Annotated in this window: 18 protein-coding genes; 17 read left to right on the top strand and 1 reads right to left on the bottom strand. The window is 62.2% G+C overall.

The features are described from left to right. Positions 1-9: 9 nt before the first annotated feature. A complete protein-coding gene (locus ACMT3I_RS07285) occupies positions 10-495 on the bottom strand; it encodes a flagellar protein FlgN (RefSeq protein WP_414803802.1) in 486 nt (161 codons plus the stop codon). Positions 496-865: 370 nt separating this feature from the next. On the opposite strand from ACMT3I_RS07285, the gene ACMT3I_RS07280 reads away from it, so the two are divergent. From ACMT3I_RS07280 to ACMT3I_RS07200, 17 genes are all read left to right on the top strand, one after another. After that, positions 866-1,687, top strand: a complete 822-nt coding sequence (locus ACMT3I_RS07280) for a sigma-70 family RNA polymerase sigma factor (protein WP_414803801.1) — start codon at positions 866-868, stop codon at positions 1,685-1,687. Between the two features lie 116 nt (positions 1,688-1,803). Further along, positions 1,804-2,637, top strand: coding sequence for a flagellin (locus tag ACMT3I_RS07275; RefSeq protein ID WP_414803800.1), 834 nt, complete (start codon positions 1,804-1,806; stop codon positions 2,635-2,637). Between the two features lie 156 nt (positions 2,638-2,793). After that, on the top strand, positions 2,794-4,134 hold the full coding sequence (gene fliD, locus ACMT3I_RS07270; RefSeq protein ID WP_414803799.1) for a flagellar filament capping protein FliD: 1,341 nt from the start codon (positions 2,794-2,796) through the stop codon (positions 4,132-4,134). A 9-nt stretch (positions 4,135-4,143) separates the two neighbouring features. Next, complete coding sequence (gene fliS / locus ACMT3I_RS07265; RefSeq protein ID WP_414803798.1) at positions 4,144-4,578, top strand: flagellar export chaperone FliS; 435 nt, start codon at positions 4,144-4,146, stop codon at positions 4,576-4,578. Then, complete coding sequence (locus ACMT3I_RS07260) at positions 4,571-4,888, top strand: hypothetical protein (RefSeq protein WP_414803797.1); 318 nt, start codon at positions 4,571-4,573, stop codon at positions 4,886-4,888. The genes fliS and ACMT3I_RS07260 overlap by 8 nt, the downstream gene beginning before the upstream one ends. A 127-nt stretch (positions 4,889-5,015) precedes the next feature. Next, the gene (flgB, locus tag ACMT3I_RS07255; RefSeq protein ID WP_414803796.1) at positions 5,016-5,357 is read left to right on the top strand and encodes a flagellar basal body rod protein FlgB; all 342 of its coding nucleotides are present in this window, start codon (positions 5,016-5,018) and stop codon (positions 5,355-5,357) included. Then, the gene (locus ACMT3I_RS07250; RefSeq protein ID WP_414803795.1) at positions 5,357-5,749 is read left to right on the top strand and encodes a flagellar basal body rod protein FlgC; all 393 of its coding nucleotides are present in this window, start codon (positions 5,357-5,359) and stop codon (positions 5,747-5,749) included. Before flgB ends, ACMT3I_RS07250 begins: the two co-directional genes overlap by 1 nt. Then, on the top strand, positions 5,749-6,054 hold the full coding sequence (fliE, locus tag ACMT3I_RS07245; RefSeq protein WP_414803794.1) for a flagellar hook-basal body complex protein FliE: 306 nt from the start codon (positions 5,749-5,751) through the stop codon (positions 6,052-6,054). Before ACMT3I_RS07250 ends, fliE begins: the two co-directional genes overlap by 1 nt. Continuing rightward, complete coding sequence (fliF, locus tag ACMT3I_RS07240; RefSeq protein ID WP_414803793.1) at positions 6,054-7,634, top strand: flagellar basal-body MS-ring/collar protein FliF; 1,581 nt, start codon at positions 6,054-6,056, stop codon at positions 7,632-7,634. Before fliE ends, fliF begins: the two co-directional genes overlap by 1 nt. Beyond that, complete coding sequence (gene fliG, locus ACMT3I_RS07235) at positions 7,631-8,647, top strand: flagellar motor switch protein FliG (RefSeq protein ID WP_414803792.1); 1,017 nt, start codon at positions 7,631-7,633, stop codon at positions 8,645-8,647. The genes fliF and fliG overlap by 4 nt, the downstream gene beginning before the upstream one ends. Next, complete coding sequence (locus ACMT3I_RS07230) at positions 8,637-9,248, top strand: FliH/SctL family protein (protein WP_414803791.1); 612 nt, start codon at positions 8,637-8,639, stop codon at positions 9,246-9,248. Before fliG ends, ACMT3I_RS07230 begins: the two co-directional genes overlap by 11 nt. Next, positions 9,245-10,567: a FliI/YscN family ATPase gene (locus ACMT3I_RS07225; protein WP_414803790.1), complete on the top strand. Its 1,323-nt coding sequence runs from the start codon at positions 9,245-9,247 to the stop codon at positions 10,565-10,567. The genes ACMT3I_RS07230 and ACMT3I_RS07225 overlap by 4 nt, the downstream gene beginning before the upstream one ends. Beyond that, positions 10,567-11,001, top strand: coding sequence for a hypothetical protein (locus tag ACMT3I_RS07220; protein ID WP_414803789.1), 435 nt, complete (start codon positions 10,567-10,569; stop codon positions 10,999-11,001). Before ACMT3I_RS07225 ends, ACMT3I_RS07220 begins: the two co-directional genes overlap by 1 nt. After that, on the top strand, positions 10,998-11,666 hold the full coding sequence (locus ACMT3I_RS07215; RefSeq protein ID WP_414803788.1) for a C40 family peptidase: 669 nt from the start codon (positions 10,998-11,000) through the stop codon (positions 11,664-11,666). Before ACMT3I_RS07220 ends, ACMT3I_RS07215 begins: the two co-directional genes overlap by 4 nt. Continuing rightward, on the top strand, positions 11,663-13,063 hold the full coding sequence (locus tag ACMT3I_RS07210) for a flagellar hook-length control protein FliK (RefSeq protein ID WP_414803787.1): 1,401 nt from the start codon (positions 11,663-11,665) through the stop codon (positions 13,061-13,063). Before ACMT3I_RS07215 ends, ACMT3I_RS07210 begins: the two co-directional genes overlap by 4 nt. An 18-nt stretch (positions 13,064-13,081) precedes the next feature. Continuing rightward, the gene (locus ACMT3I_RS07205) at positions 13,082-13,534 is read left to right on the top strand and encodes a flagellar hook capping FlgD N-terminal domain-containing protein (RefSeq protein WP_414803786.1); all 453 of its coding nucleotides are present in this window, start codon (positions 13,082-13,084) and stop codon (positions 13,532-13,534) included. Between the two features lie 34 nt (positions 13,535-13,568). Then, a complete protein-coding gene (locus ACMT3I_RS07200) occupies positions 13,569-14,747 on the top strand; it encodes a flagellar hook protein FlgE (protein ID WP_414803785.1) in 1,179 nt (392 codons plus the stop codon). The last annotated feature ends 239 nt before the right edge of the window (positions 14,748-14,986 follow it).

The raw sequence follows: 14,986 nt of genomic DNA, 5'->3' as shown, positions 1-14,986 counted from the left end.
GGGTCGTCCTTACAGTTTCTGGTCGAAGAATCGAGCACCGGGCGACGATGAATCAGTCGAGCCAGTGGCATCGTATGTGGCGGCGTTCGTATCGATGGTTGCCAGGGTTTCTTGCACCCCGCGCGCGGCAGAGCGCAGGAACTGAAGGTTCACGTCGCGGAGCTCCCTGATCTGTGCAGTGAGGTCGCTCATTGCGGCGAGGTGAGCCATGAAGATCTCGGACCATGGGCCAGCCGGCGCATTATCGACGATGTCTCGGAGGCTGGCATCTTCAGGTGTGCCCCACTCCATGGCGAGCGTAGCGACAGCAACGGTGCGTCCGAGTGCGCTCTCGCGCAACAGGTTCATGACCTGCTCAACCTCACGCGTTGCGTGCTGGATCCAGCGTGACTTGCCTGCAGTAAGCAGAAGCTGTTCTTCCTCGAGCTTGAAGATCAGGAGCTCAAGCAATTCGCGTTCGCGCCAGAGTAAAGCTGACAATTCGGTGGCGCTCACAATGCCTCTCCTTCTCTGTGTCGTTCGAGCTTCGCTGTGAGGGCACAATCCGCCCTCTTGCCACGTACTGTCGGCACGAACCGGGCCCATGTTAGCGATCTTCGATGAGAAAGCCCGATGACGTGTCCGCAGAAGAGAGGACAGGGTTTGACCCGTAAGGGGGGCACGGAATTGCTGATCGAGCGCGAATTGCTTGTTAGCTTTGAACAGCAGCGAAGACACGTCGAGCACACGGACACTCGAATCCAGACGTGGCAATCCGCTGCAGACCAGCACAGTTCCACAACCCGCGCTTACCCCGCACACGTAATTCGTCGAACTTCTGTCGACGGGTCGCATCGAAGTCCATCTCAATCCTCAGGGGTAATCAGTGAATCGTGTAGAACGAAATGCGCTCGTTGTAGACAATCTGCCGCTCGTCGGCTACCTCGTCTCAGAGGTTTGGTCGAAGGCCAGGCACCTCGATCGGGATGACCTCGCATCGGCCGGCGCTCTGGCCTTGATCACCTCTGCCGAGGCCTTCAAGCCGGAACTCGGTATTCCGTTCGGCGCATTCGCCAGGCGTCGTATCGTCGGGGCATTCGCTGACGAGATGCGCTCCCTTGACTGGGCGACGCGTTCGGCCCGTCGACGTATCAAGGTCACCCTCGAGGTGCAGGACACCCTGGCCGCAGCGCTGGGACGGGCTGCCACAGTCGACGAGATCGCCAATGCCCTCGGCGTCGATCGCGCAGAAGCCGCGGCCGGAATTGCTGATGCGTCGCGCACCGTGTCGACGCTCGATGACGTCACTGCCGCGCTGATCGTTGCCGACACCCCTTTGCCTGAAGAGAACGTGCTTGCAACTGAGAAGCTCCGTTACCTGCACGCCTCGGTCGCGGCGCTTCCAGAGAAGATGCGCTACGTCGTCGAGCAGGTCTACTTCGCAGAGCGCACAGTAAAAGAGGTAGCAGAGGAGCTGGGTACCACCCACTCCGCTGTATCCCAGCAGCGCGCCGAGGCCATCCGCTTGCTGCGCGACGGCCTCGGAACCCACTACCCGGATTCCCCGGATGTTGAGTACGTTCCGGAATCTCGCATCGCAGTCTCCGGCCGCAGCGCCTACCTGGCGCGACTGGCCGAGCAGGCAGTAGTCGGCATCGCTCGCCTCGCCACTGAGCGTGGAGTCACTGTCAGTTCAGCAGCATCTTGAAATCAGCTGCGGAAATTTCGCACATTCCCTAACGGATGCTGACGCCTGGTCGATAGATCACAGTGCCAGCCCATGGATGGGCCGGTTACACCGACCCACTCACGGAGGAAATCACAATGGGTATGCAGATCAACACCAACATTGCGGCAAACAACGCTTACCGCAACCTGTCCAACACTCAGAACGACCTCTCGAAGTCGCTTGAGAAGCTCTCCAGCGGTCTCCGCATCAACCGCGCAGCGGATGACGCAGCAGGCCTGGCAATCTCCGAGGGCCTGCGCGCGCAGGTCGGTGGCATCACTGTCGCCGCTCGCAACGCTCAGGACGGCATCTCGGTCATCCAGACCACAGAAGGCGCCCTGACCGAGGTTCACTCCATCCTGCAGCGCGTGCGCGACCTGGCTGTTCAGGCCGGTAACGACTCGAACAACGCCGACTCACGCGCAGCGATCAAGACGGAGTCCGACGCACTGGCTTCCGAGCTCACGCGTATCGGTGCAGCCTCGAACTTCAACGGCATCAAGCTGCTTGATGGTTCAGCAACTGCTATGACCTTCCAGGTCGGCGCAGGCGGAGTCGCAGCAGAGGACCAGATCGTCGTTAGCCTCGCCGGTGCAAACACCACCACCGTTGCAACCGCTGTCTCCGCTCTGACGTTCGACAGTGCAGCCAACGCTGCCGCGTCGATCACGGCTATCGATACTCAGATCAAGAACATCTCGACCGCTCGCGCCGGCCTCGGTGCAGTTCAGAACCGCTTCGAGTCTGCGATCAACAGCCTGAACGTCTCCAAGGAGAACCTGTCAGCTGCTAAGTCGCGCATCACCGACACGGACATGGCTTCTGAAATGGTCAAGTACACCCGTGCGAACATCCTGTCGCAGGCCGGTACCGCCATGCTCGCGCAGGCGAACCAGTCGAACTCGGGCGTTCTGCAGCTCCTCCAGTAACTCTGGATTAGCTTCACCCGCACGAAACCTGGCAACAGGATGAGCTGGTGGCGATCACGGATGAACTGGACCTCATTCGCGATCGCCACCGGCTCTTCGCTTTATCCCTTGCCCGACAGGGCGCCCACCTGCAGTGCACAGTGAGAAGGAATCCACATGGCATCCAACCTTGCGATCGACGGACTCGTCAGCGGTCTCAAAACGACGGAACTGATCAACTCGATGATGGCCGTCGAGGGAATTCCGCAGACGCTGCTGAAGGCCAAAGTCGGTGCCACTCAGGCGTATTCCACTGCACTGCAGGCACTCAATACGAAGATTGCGAGCCTTGACACTCTCGCCAAGGCTGCGGCAAAGTCGACGTCATTCTCGGTCTTCACCGCAACATCGAGCTCGAGCAGCGTCACAACGGCTGTCGGTAAGAATGCGCAGGCGGGTCAGATCGACTTCACCGTCGGTCAGCTCGCTCAGACTCAGCGTTCGCTCACGGCAGCCATGAGCGCATGGCCGACCGATCCGCCGGTGCTGACGATCGCGGGCAGCGATGGAACGTCCAAGGAGATCACTGCAGCTTCGACATCACTTGACGATGTGGTCAAGGCAATCAATTCGGCCGGCGCTGGCGTGACGGCTACGAAGGTGTCGGTGGGCAACGGTGAATTCCGGCTGCAGCTCGAGGGCAGCACTACCGGACTGGCCGGCTCATTTTCGATCTTCGAAGGGTCGGGGACCACGACCCCGCTGGCAACCACAACGATCAAGGCTGCCCAGGATGCCGAGATCACACTCTGGGCAGGCACAACAGCCGAACAGAAGATCACCTCGAAGACCAATACGTTCGCCGACGTGCTTCCCGGGGTGTCGGTGACGGTTTCTGCGGTGTCGACGACGCCGGTGGCACTGAGCGTTGCTCGCGATGATGCAGCAATCACGACGATGGCCAAAGACCTTGTCGCCGCGCTCAACGAAATCTTCGCCCTGGTGAAGTCGAGCTCAAAGGTCACGACGACCACTGATGCCGCAGGGAAGACGACGACGACAGCCGGCGTCCTGGCCGGTGACAGTACTGTTCGCAATGCGACCCAGCGGCTCACCACTGCAGCGTCGTCGCCGATCGACGGTAAGTCACCGTCTGAATACGGCATCAGCATCACCAAGACGGGCGCTTTCGAGTTCGATGCCGAGAAGTTTGCGGCGACACTCACGGCAGATCCGGCGGCGATGCAGACCGCGTTGCAGGAGATCGCCTCTCGCGTGTCTAGTGTGTCAACCGAGCTGTCTGACAAGTACGACGGAACGCTCACCACCAAGATTGCAAGTCAGGAATCGCAGGTCAAGACACTGGGGAGCCAGGTCACTGAATGGGATCGCAGGCTTACGAGCCGGCGATTGACACTCGAAAAAGTCTATTCTGCGCTCGAAGTTCAGCTCGGTACTCTCAACACGCAGTCGAGCTGGCTCGACGCACAGCTCTCGTCGCTCTCGAACTCCAAATAGGCATCACGCATGAACACCAACACTGCCCAGGCCCAGCGTTCCAAGTACAACAGGGAAGCCGTGCTTTCAGCGTCGCCTGCACGCTTGCTGACCATGCTCTATGACAGGCTGCTGCTCGACCTGGGGCGTGCCGAATCCGCCGAGGTCGCCGGCAACTGGCCGGTGGCATCAGAGAACCTGCTGCACGCCCAGGCGATCGTCTCAGAACTGATGTCGTCGCTCGACGTTGACAAGTGGGAAGGCGCAGCCGACCTGGCCGCCCTGTACAGCTATGTGTCGACGTCACTGATCAGTGCGAACGTGAACCGCGATGTTCAGCGCACCCGCGAGTGTGTCGGCCTGCTCGAACCGCTACGCCTGACCTGGCACGAGGCAGCGCAGCAGGTTCCTTCAGGTCCTATGCGTACGTCGTCCGTCGCGTCCGGAAGCCTGGGCTTTGCATAACGAGACATCAACCCCGGTGAACCGAGATGTCGCCGCCTGGAGCGCTGTGCTCGATGACCTTGAGCAGCGCCTGGGAAGATCTGCAGCCGACCAGCATGCAGAAGTCGATGAGTGGACTCCTCCCATGGGGATCGGTCCGATTCCGGCGCAACTGGTTGACCGCGCACACGAACTCCTCTCCGGTCAGCGCGAACGTGCACACGAGCTTGACGTGACAAAGAACGAGGTCACTCGCCACCTGGACGCAGTGCGTTCTGTGCCGGCGATGCGTCAGGCATCCGCTGCCGTGTACCTCGACGTCACGGGCTGACGCAGCTTCTTTTGCCCGGCGCCTTACGAATGGTCTTCAGGGGCCGATAGCTATAGGGGAGCACGGATCGCTCAACTCCCGGCCATGGATCGGCCAGCTGTTCCTTGACCCCAAGAATCGGGTATTCGTGTTTGATTCCGTGACCTCTGTTGCGCTCGATAGCGCCCTTGATGGCCTGGCCCTTCGCCAGAAGACCATCGCGAACAACATCGCCAACGTGAATACACCGAACTACCACGCCAAGCGGGTCGCGTTCGAAGACGCTCTGGCTTCATCGATTGCGGAGGGCGACGGATCGACTGTCGCCACGACGGCGAGGTCGCTCGAACCCACCCGCCTCGACGGCAACAACGTGAACCTTGACACCGAGACGCTATCGAATGTCGACACGGTGCTCCGCTACCAGTTCGCGACGCAGGCCGCCAACGGGCAGTTCTCCTCCGTACGCGCAGCGATGAAGACAAGCTGATGACATTCGACGCGATCGGAATCGCCAGCACGGGTATGACACTTCACCGCAAGTGGCTTGATGCTGTCGCCGACAACATCGCCAACGTGAACACGGCGACGAGCACAGACGGTGCTGCCTTCCAGGCCCGCTACGTGATTGCCCAGGAAGGGCAGGGCACGAGCGGTGTCTACGTGGCAGGCACCGCAGCCGGCGACGCTGAGGGTCGGTTGACCTACCTGCCAGACAGCCCCCTGGCCGACGAAGACGGCTACGTCCGCCTCCCCGATATCGACCTGGGCTCTGAAATGAGCCAGCTCATCCTTGCCCAGCGTGGCTACCAGGCCAGCGCCGCGGTCGTCGACCGCGCGAAGACCACGTACGAAGCAGCACTTCAGATCGGACGCTCCTGATGACCATCGCCCCCATCGCAGCCGTGTCAGGCGTGACAGCCACTGACTATCTCTCTGCCGTGCAGCCCACAGCATCAACCGATGGGTCCGCATTCGGCACATCGCTCACCGGCGCCGTCGATAACGTGCAGCAGCTGCAGTCAACATCCAACGAGCTCACCCTGCAGGCCATCACCGGCGATCTCGACGACATCCACTCTGCGACGATCGCGTCCAGCAGGGCTGCTGTCACGCTTGAACTCGTCGCTGCCGTCCGTAACAAGGGTGTCGACGCGTTCAACGAGATCATGCGAATGCAGGCATAATGCCGACCCAGGTAACGTCTGCATTCAGACGGTTCGGGGATACTCTTCGCGCATTCACGATTGCGCAGCGCACCGTTGCGATCATCGGCCTCGCCGTACTTGCTCTGGGCATTGCTGCCCTGGCGATGTGGGCGGCAAAGCCGTCGTACTCACCGCTGTTCACCGGGTTGAGTGCGACCGATGCGAGCACCATCGTTGAGCAGCTGCGCGCCGATGGTGTGGCCTATGAGCTGACCAACGGCGGTGGGACGATCCTGGTTCCTGAAGCGAATGTCTACCAGGAGCGACTGACGGCTGCGGCCGCTGGGCTGCCGTCGTCATCGACCGGTGGCTACTCGCTGCTCGACAAAATGGGGGTCACCTCGTCTGAGTTTCAGCAGTCAGTGACGTACAAGCGCGCGCTCGAAGGCGAGCTGGCGGCGACAATTCAGGCGATGAAGGGCGTGAAGGCCGCGTCAGTGCGTCTGGCGATCCCCGAAGACACAGTTTTCGTCTCTGAGAAGAACGACCCAACCGCATCGGTCTTCGTCGAAACGGCGAACGGTGTGACGCTCACAAACGACCAGGTACAGGCCATCGTGCACCTCACGTCCGCCTCGATCGACGGCATGGCAGCGACCGACGTCGCGGTGATCGACTCGAAGGGCGAAGTGCTCTCTGCTGTCGGAGTCGGCGCAACGGGATCGGCATCGTCACAGGTGACTGAGTACGAAACGCGCGTGAAGTCATCCGTGCAGGCGATGCTCGACAAGGTCGTCGGCGTGGGCAATGCCACAGTGGTGGTCGCCGCAGACATGAGCACAGAATCGGCCAATCGTGTTGCAGAGACGTTCACCTCCCCGGAGGGAGCGCCTGTGCTGAACGAAGCGACCAAGACTGAGGACTACACCGGTACGGGCGGAACAGCGGCCGGAGTGCTCGGCCCGGACAACATCGCCGTGCCTGGCGATGCTGACGGCAACGGTACATTCACCTCAGAAGACACCACCCGCAACAACGCGGTCAACAAGATCACTGAGACGCGCACCATTCCAGCGGGCTCACTCAACCGCCAGACGATCTCTGTCGCGGTCGATCGCGACGCAGCTGACAATGTCAGAGTGGCCGACATCTCGGCCCTGGTTTCGACAGCAGCGGGGATCGACCCCGCCCGCGGTGACGAAGTCACCGTTCAGCTCGTATCGTTCAGTACCGCCGGCGCCACAGCGGCCGCCGAAGCTCTGGCCGAGGCTGAAGCGCAGGCTGCCGCGAGTCGCATGACCGAACTCATCAAAATCGGCATCGTCGTTCTCGGGATTCTGGGTGCGCTGGTCGCCGGAGTCATTCTCTATGCGCGCCGGTCCCGTCGGCAGACGCGTGAAGCCATCGAGCTCGGAGAATTCATGGAATCCCGCACAGCGATTGAAGATGCCACGATGCCAATCGGCATCGAGCCGATGCCTGCACCGCTGCCCGTCCTCAGCGCAGAGGCGGCCGATAGCGACCGCCAGCGCGCTGAGATCGATGCGATGGCAGGACGCGACCCGCAACAGACTGCAGAGTTCCTCCGCAGCCTGATGGATGACAGGCAGAACGCATGAGCGCCGTCAAGACTGCACTGACCGGCACCCAGAAGGTGGCCGTCGTGTTGATGAACATGGATCAGCAGCGCGCAGCTGTCGTGATGTCGCAGTTCACCGAGTCCGAGGCCGAGGAGATCACTGCCGAAATCATTCGGCTACGGCGAGTTGATGCCTCAGTGGCAGAGAGCGCCATGGCTGAGTTCCACGAACTCTCAACCAAGGGCGGCCTGAACGGACGTGGTGGCCACGATGCTGCTGCCGGACTGCTTGAGGCGTCGTTCGGCGCCGAGAAGGCTGCAGGCGTGATGAACCGCGTCGCGTCTTCGATGGCTGGCAAGGCATTCGAGTTTCTCGATACGGCAGAGGCAGGGCAACTACTGACGCTGCTCGACAGCGAAATGCCGCAGACGGTTGCCCTGGTGTTGGCGCACCTGCGCCCTGAGCACGCTTCATCGGTGCTCACAGGGCTGGACGAATCGCTCCGCACAGACGTTGCACAGTGCATAGCCGTCATGGGAGCCGCCGCACCTGAAGCCGTCAAGATCGTCGCAGACACCCTCAAAATCAGAGCGGGCGCTGTGGTTTCGAAGGATGCATCAGACGTCGTCGGTGGCGTGCAGCCGTTGGTTGACATCATCAATCGTGCTGACGTCTCGACAGAACGTGCACTGCTTGAAGCCCTTGAGGAACGCGACCCGGTGCTGGCCGAAGAGATCAGATCACGAATGCTGACATTCGCCGACATCGTCAAACTCGAGAACCGCGACGTGCAGCTGGTGCTGCGCGGCATCGACTCAGCCGTTCTGGCTGCGGCGATGAAGGGGACAACCGACCAGGTCATCGAGGTCATCCGCTCCAACCTCTCGGAACGCAACAAAGAACTGCTCGACGACGAAATCACCAACGCCGGCCCTGTGCGCATGTCGCAGATCGAGGACGCGCGTTCAGAGATCGTGCGCGCGATCAGGGACCTCGAAGCGCAGGGGAGCATTACCGTGCTCCGCGGCGACGAGGATGAATATGTTTACTGACCCCGGGTTCGCGGCCGTCACGTTTCCCACGCTGCGGGGCGACGTGCAGGAGCGCGTCGAAGCGCAGGCGAAGGCACGAGGTCACGCTGCCGGATTCACCGAGGGCCTGCGACAGGCGAAGGCAGAGGCCGACGCGGCCCTGGCTCGCCAGCAGGCCGAGCACCAGGCATCACTGAAGCACGACCAGGCCCGCACAGATCGAGCAATCCAGACACTAAATCAGGCAGCTGCGGCGCTTCAGACGCGCACGGTGCCTGTACTCGACGAGGCGAAGGACGTGCTCGCGCATGCATCAATCGCGATAGTCGAAGCAATTCTGGGTTATGAACTCGGCGACGCTCCGCGCTCAGCGCGTGCTGCGCTTGCGCGTGCTTTCGCGGGGGAGAACTCCCACGCAGTACATACCGTGCGGCTGCACCCCGATGACCTTGGCGTGCTTCAGGTTGAGGTGCGTGACAGGGCAGACGTCACCTTCCTGGCCGACCCCTCACTGTCGCGTGGCGACGCCGTCGCTGAATATCCTGATGGATTCCTTGACGCCAGGATTTCCACGGCACTGGCGCGCGCCACCAGCGCTCTGCTTGAGGAAAATCGACAATGACTCTCGTCAGGGATGACTTTTTGGAGCTGACGTCGTCGCTCAGGGTGGCAGCCCCTGAACGCGTCGGTGTGGTGTCTGCGATCGTCGGGCTCGGCCTCGAAATCGAGGGACTCAACTGCTCGATCGGCGACCTCGTCTCGATCGGCGATGAGAATCGCGTCGATGCTGAGGTGATCGCCACCACACGTGATGGCATCCGCTGCATGCCGCTTGGTCGTCTGAACGGAGTGAATGCGGGAGCTCCTGCCCGCTCCGCCGGATTGCCCCTGCGGGTTCCGACCGGTGCAAGCCTGTTCGGACGCGTGCTCGACGGCCTCGGCCGCCCGATCGACGGCAAGGGTCCGCTGCTCGGCACCACACTCGTTCCGCTGCACCACGAGACCCCCTCCGCCATGCACCGCGCTCGGATCGTGACGCCACTTCAGCTGGGGGTCAGAGCACTCGACACTCTCACCACGGTGGGTAAGGGACAGCGCATTGGTCTCTTTGCCGGCTCAGGTGTTGGCAAGTCATCGTTGCTGTCGATGATCGCCAGGGGCACAGATGCCGAAGTGTCTGTCATCGCCCTGGTGGGCGAGCGTGGGCGCGAAGTGCGCGAGTTTCTCGAAGATGACCTCGGCGCCGAAGGTCTCGCCAGGTCGATCGTTGTTGTTTCAACCTCTGACGAACCCGCAATGATGCGGTTGCGGGCTGCGTTCGTGGCGACTCGTATCGCCGAATCGTTCAGGGAACAGGGCAAGGACGTCATGCTGATGATGGACTCGCTGACGCGCGTTGCCATGGCGCAGCGCGAGATCGGCCTGTCTGTGGGGGAGCCCCCTGCAACGCGCGGTTACCCGCCATCGACGTTCTCGCTGCTCGCGCAGCTCCTCGAACGAGCGGGAACCGACGAGACCGGTTCTGTCACCGGTGTTTACACGGTGCTCGTCGACGGCGACGACCACAATGAACCTATTGCCGACGCGGCACGGTCGATTCTCGACGGCCACGTCGTACTCGAGCGCAAGCTTGCAGTGCTCGGTCACTTTCCGTCTATCGACGTACTCGGCTCCATTTCGCGTGTCGCCTCGAAGGTCACAACGCCCGAGCTCATGCGTCAGGCAGGCCGACTCCGTACGGTGCTTGCCGCACGCAGGAACGCACAGGATCTGCTCGATGTCGGCGCATATCAGCGCGGCACCAACCCACTTGTCGACGCCGCTGTCGACAACGAAGGCGCTATCAACGCCTTCCTCCAGCAGCGGATGGACGACCAGTCGACATCAGCGGATGCCTGGGACCAGTTGACCAGGCTGAACAGAATGCTTGGAGGTTCATAATGGCAGCTCAGTTCTCACTCGCCGGCTTGCTGCGCCTTCGTCACGCGCAACAGGATCAGGCGGCAGGCGACCTTGCTGCGGCAAATCTCCGTCGCGCCCAGAACGCGGCAAGCGAGTCGAAGACACGCACCGCGCTCGGTGGTACGCCGTCGGATGCGACGAGCACCGAGGCGCTGCATGCCCTTGCGGCGGCCAGGGCATCATCTCGAAGCATGCTTGCTGACCTCTCCGCGCTTGCACGCCACCACGAGGCCACTGCCGAAGAAGCGCAACGTGTCTTCGAAGCGGCCAGGGCCCAGTCGCTCAGCCTCGAAAAACTTGAGATCAGGCACAACGAAGCCGTCACCGCCGACGAACTGAAGGCCGAACAGATCATTCTCAACGAGATCGCCACGACGTCGTGGCACCGTGACGGTTCAGGTGGCGCCCGATGACCATCAGCGACGCCGTGGTTCGAATCGGTGAAATCAACACGCGACTGCTGCAGGTTTCGGGCAAGGCAACCGAGGCCACATCAACGGCGACAACGGCGACCGACACGTCGTCGGAGTCGACATCCGCGGTGTTCGCCCAGATGCTCTCTGCACTCGGTGGTACGTCGGGAACCGGCAGCACGGGCGTTGCGAATCCGCTCGGCGCGACGGGAACTGACGTGGTGGCATCGGCGTCGAAGTACATCGGCGTTCCCTATGTGCTCGGCGGTGAAGACTCGACAGGCATGGACTGCTCAGGGCTCGTGCAGCGTACCTATGCCGATATGGGCATTGATCTGCCGAGACTGGTCTCCGGCCAGATGACCGTTGGCACCGAGGTCGGATCGCTCGCCGAGGCACAGCCGGGCGACTTGATCGTCACCGGCGGCGGCGAACACATCCTGATCTACGCGGGCAACAACAAGGTCATTCACGCGCCTTATGAGGGGCGCACGGTCAGCCTGGTCGATGCCTATATGACCGATGGAGACATTGACACCATCAGGAGAGTGATCCCGACAGCCACTGCGGCGGCGGGCACTTCGACAGGTATTTCGGCGGCCAACAGCAATGCTGATCTCGTTTCAGCGGCACTTGCCGCACTAGTCAAGGGAGGGGCATCATGACCCTGCTTCCAGGTTCGTTGGTGACTGCGCCTGCACCGGCGCGATCGAGCACGGCTCCGTCGTCCTCGTCGCGGTCGGGTGATTCGCGCGACTTTGCGTCAGCACTTCAGGGCGCACTCGGCGGGGCAGCCCGCCCAAGTGAACGCAAGGCCGAGAAATCGGAGAGCACACAGGCTTCGGGTTCTGATGCGAGCGGGAAGGCCGCAGTTGCTGTCGGCACACCGATGGCTCAGCCGTCGCTCGCCGTACCCGCCGTCGTTCCACCGCTGATGCAGGGCGAAATCGTTGTCGGCGACGAGCTGCTGGTCGGTGCGCTGGATGGTGCCGTGGCCGGGGCCGGCGCGGATCTTGGTGCTCTGCTCCCGGCGGCGACTGATGCTCCAGCGACTACTGGTCCGACGCTGCCCGTTGTGAGCGAGCTACCCGTGGTAACCGCCACTCAGCCGGTTGCGGCGGTAGCGGCTGTGACGGGCGTAGTCGCAGCCGTATCTGTTGCATCTGGCGTTCCGGCCGCAGCAGCATCGGTGATTCCGCCGACCCCGATGCCGGGATCAGTTACGCCGATGCCCACTACCGGCCCTCCCGTCGCCGAATCTCAGGCGACCGCAGGCGCCGCAGCTCAGGCTGCGCCCGCGCCGCTCAACCCCGTTGTCACCGCGCCGGTCGGTAGTGATTCAGCCGCTGCAGGTGCAGTAGCCGGAGCCGCCGCCGTGCCGACGCCTGCTGTCGGTACGACCTCACTCACGTCGGCTGTTGCAGCTTCGGTCGGCCAGTCGAGCACGGTTGCAGCAGCCGCGGGATCCGCAGACACTAGCGGTGCCGCCTCGGATCAGAGCCAAAACAACTCGGGTCAGCAGCTGACCATGCCGAGCACAGTTGCAGCTCCCATCGTCCAGCCAGGCGTTCAGGCGCCTGCGGCAGCATATGCCGCAGTAGCGGCTAGCCAGGCGGATTCCAATGTGCAGACACCGCTGTCGACGCAGATCGCACGGCCGTTGTTCAGTCTGGCCAACGCGGCACACGGCGAACACGTCATGACGATCTCCATCACGCCAGACAACCTCGGTCCGGTCACTGTCAGGGCCCACGTCGGTCCAGAGGGCATCAGAGTCGAATTGTTCGCTCCGAATGACGCTGGTCGCGACGCGCTGCGTTTGATCCTGGCCGACTTGAAGCGAGACCTTGCAGGATCCGGCATGACCGGCGCCAGCCTCGACCTGTCGAGCCGCGATCAGGCGGGAACCTCGCCGGAGCAGAATCCTCAGGCAGGGTCGGCAGACCGTGGGCGGACATCCGTTTCGGCCACGGAGTCAGCGGCGAACACCGCCACAGCTCCAGAACGCGCGACTGTACCGACCTGGTACAGCGGCATCCCCTCCATCGACGTGATGGCCTGAGAAGTAGAGGAATGACTCATGACTATTGACACAGTTGCGGCCGCCACAGCAACAGCGGGGATGTACACGACATCGACGTCAACGCGTACCCCTAAGCAGTCGCTCGACTCTGACGCGTTCATGACGCTGCTGATCACCCAGCTGCAGAATCAGGACCCGAGCTCGCCCATGGATACCACTGCCATGATCCAGCAGACCACCCAGCTCGCGATGATGGAAAAGCTCACCGCCATCGAATCGACGGCAACCGAGAACTTCTCGCTGCAGATGCGTATTGCCGCGGCAGGCCTGGTCGGCCAGGAGGTCAGCTATGCCAAGGCAGACGGAACAGTCGTCACGGGAACTGCAACTTCGGTTTCATACAAGGGCGCCGTGCCGACAGTGTCAGTTGGCGGCGTCGATATTGCCCTCGACGTGATCTCCGGTATCAAAGCCGCCCCGGCTGCCCCAGCTGCCACCCTGGCCTCCTAACTTCTTCTTCCCCTTTAACTGAAAGGCGTAACCCATGCTTCGCTCGCTCTACTCCGGTATCTCAGGCCTTCGTTCACACCAGACAATGCTCGACGTGACGGGCAACAACATCGCCAACGTCAACACGACGGGATTCAAGGCCGGCGCTGTGCAGTTCCAGGACACGCTGTCTCAGCTCGTCAAGGGTGCAGGCGGTGCCGACGCGAACAACGCGGGCACCAACCCGGCCCAGGTAGGCCTCGGTGTGTTGGTCGCCGGCATCTCGACGAACTTCGCACAGGGCTCAGCCCAGTCCACCGGAAAGTCGTCAGACATGATGATCTCGGGCGATGGTTTCTTCATCACCAGGGCAGGCACAAACGGAGCGAACCAGTACACCCGCTCCGGAGCATTTGATTTCGACGCGCTCGGCCGACTGGTGTCGCCAGACGGCTCGTTCGTACAGGGCTACAACGCAGTAAACGGTGTCGTCGCTGACGGCGGTGCGATCGGCAACATCCAGCTCCCGCTGCAGGCAATCGTTCCGGCCAAGGTCACCACCAGCGCGAGCGTCGGCGGCAACCTGCCGTCTGATGCAGTTGCTGGAACCGAGCTGGTCAGAGACATTCCGATCTACGACGCATCCGGCGCATCGCGCACGCTGTCCCTGACGTTTACGCGCACGGCTGCAGGCTGGGATGTCTCAGGGGACGACGGTCTGGGTGGAACGGCTACGACGGCTCTCGCATACACCAACGGAGTTCTCACCACCGGTGGCGCGTTGAACGTCGGCGGCATCGCCATCGACCTCAGCACGACGACGGGCTTCGCCGCCCTGACCACGGTGTCGGTCACCGGCCAGGACGGTAGCGACGCCGGCACCCTGACCTCGTACGCACTCTCGCAGGACGGCACGCTCGTCGGTATCTTCAGCAACGGCCAGAAGCAGGCCGTCGGACGCATCGCGCTGGCCACATTCACCAACCCTGGCGGGCTGGAGAAGAACGGTTCATCGTCGTACAGCGCCACCTTCAACTCCGGCGCAGCAACGATCAGCGTTCCAGGCTCTGCCGGTCTCGGCAAGCTCATCTCGGGCTCGCTCGAAATGTCGAACGTCGACCTCTCGCAGGAGTTCACCAACCTGATCGTTGCGCAGCGAGGCTTCCAGGCCAACGCCCGCATCATCACGACCTCTGACTCTGTTCTGGAAGAGCTCACCAACCTGAAGCGCTAGCAGTCGGAATGAATGAATAGGTGTGGCCCCGCGTCGTCGGCGGGGCCACACCATTTTTTGTCGGTCTGGATCTCTCTGGTCAGTGTGATCGGGTGAGAACCGGCATTCCCATTCGGGATACTAACCGCGCACCCCTGGCAGGCAGAAGCCTCATACATCATCAGCGAGCGGCTCCACCTAACGCTGGGGACACTGTTGCCGACAGTGGTAGTGACGGCCGACCCGGCCGAGACCAGGGA

The organism is Leifsonia sp. A12D58 (genome assembly GCF_047530025.1).
Taxonomy (GTDB): Bacteria; Actinomycetota; Actinomycetes; order Actinomycetales; family Microbacteriaceae; genus Cryobacterium.
The sequence above is the reverse complement of the archived record's forward strand: the minus strand, read 5'-3'. Positions and strand labels throughout refer to the sequence as shown.

Bases quoted from the DNA above. Each gene is read 5' to 3' on its own strand.
- ACMT3I_RS07275 (WP_414803800.1), top strand. From the start codon at position 1,804: ATGGGTATGCAGATCAACACCAACATTGCGGCAAACAACGCTTACCGC.
- fliD (WP_414803799.1), top strand. From the start codon at position 2,794: ATGGCATCCAACCTTGCGATCGACGGACTCGTCAGCGGTCTCAAAACG.
- fliS (WP_414803798.1), top strand. From the start codon at position 4,144: ATGAACACCAACACTGCCCAGGCCCAGCGTTCCAAGTACAACAGGGAA.
- ACMT3I_RS07250 (WP_414803795.1), top strand. From the start codon at position 5,357: ATGACATTCGACGCGATCGGAATCGCCAGCACGGGTATGACACTTCAC.
- fliE (WP_414803794.1), top strand. From the start codon at position 5,749: ATGACCATCGCCCCCATCGCAGCCGTGTCAGGCGTGACAGCCACTGAC.
- fliF (WP_414803793.1), top strand. From the start codon at position 6,054: ATGCCGACCCAGGTAACGTCTGCATTCAGACGGTTCGGGGATACTCTT.
- fliG (WP_414803792.1), top strand. From the start codon at position 7,631: ATGAGCGCCGTCAAGACTGCACTGACCGGCACCCAGAAGGTGGCCGTC.
- ACMT3I_RS07230 (WP_414803791.1), top strand. From the start codon at position 8,637: ATGTTTACTGACCCCGGGTTCGCGGCCGTCACGTTTCCCACGCTGCGG.
- ACMT3I_RS07225 (WP_414803790.1), top strand. From the start codon at position 9,245: ATGACTCTCGTCAGGGATGACTTTTTGGAGCTGACGTCGTCGCTCAGG.
- ACMT3I_RS07220 (WP_414803789.1), top strand. From the start codon at position 10,567: ATGGCAGCTCAGTTCTCACTCGCCGGCTTGCTGCGCCTTCGTCACGCG.
- ACMT3I_RS07215 (WP_414803788.1), top strand. From the start codon at position 10,998: ATGACCATCAGCGACGCCGTGGTTCGAATCGGTGAAATCAACACGCGA.
- ACMT3I_RS07210 (WP_414803787.1), top strand. From the start codon at position 11,663: ATGACCCTGCTTCCAGGTTCGTTGGTGACTGCGCCTGCACCGGCGCGA.
- ACMT3I_RS07205 (WP_414803786.1), top strand. From the start codon at position 13,082: ATGACTATTGACACAGTTGCGGCCGCCACAGCAACAGCGGGGATGTAC.
- ACMT3I_RS07200 (WP_414803785.1), top strand. From the start codon at position 13,569: ATGCTTCGCTCGCTCTACTCCGGTATCTCAGGCCTTCGTTCACACCAG.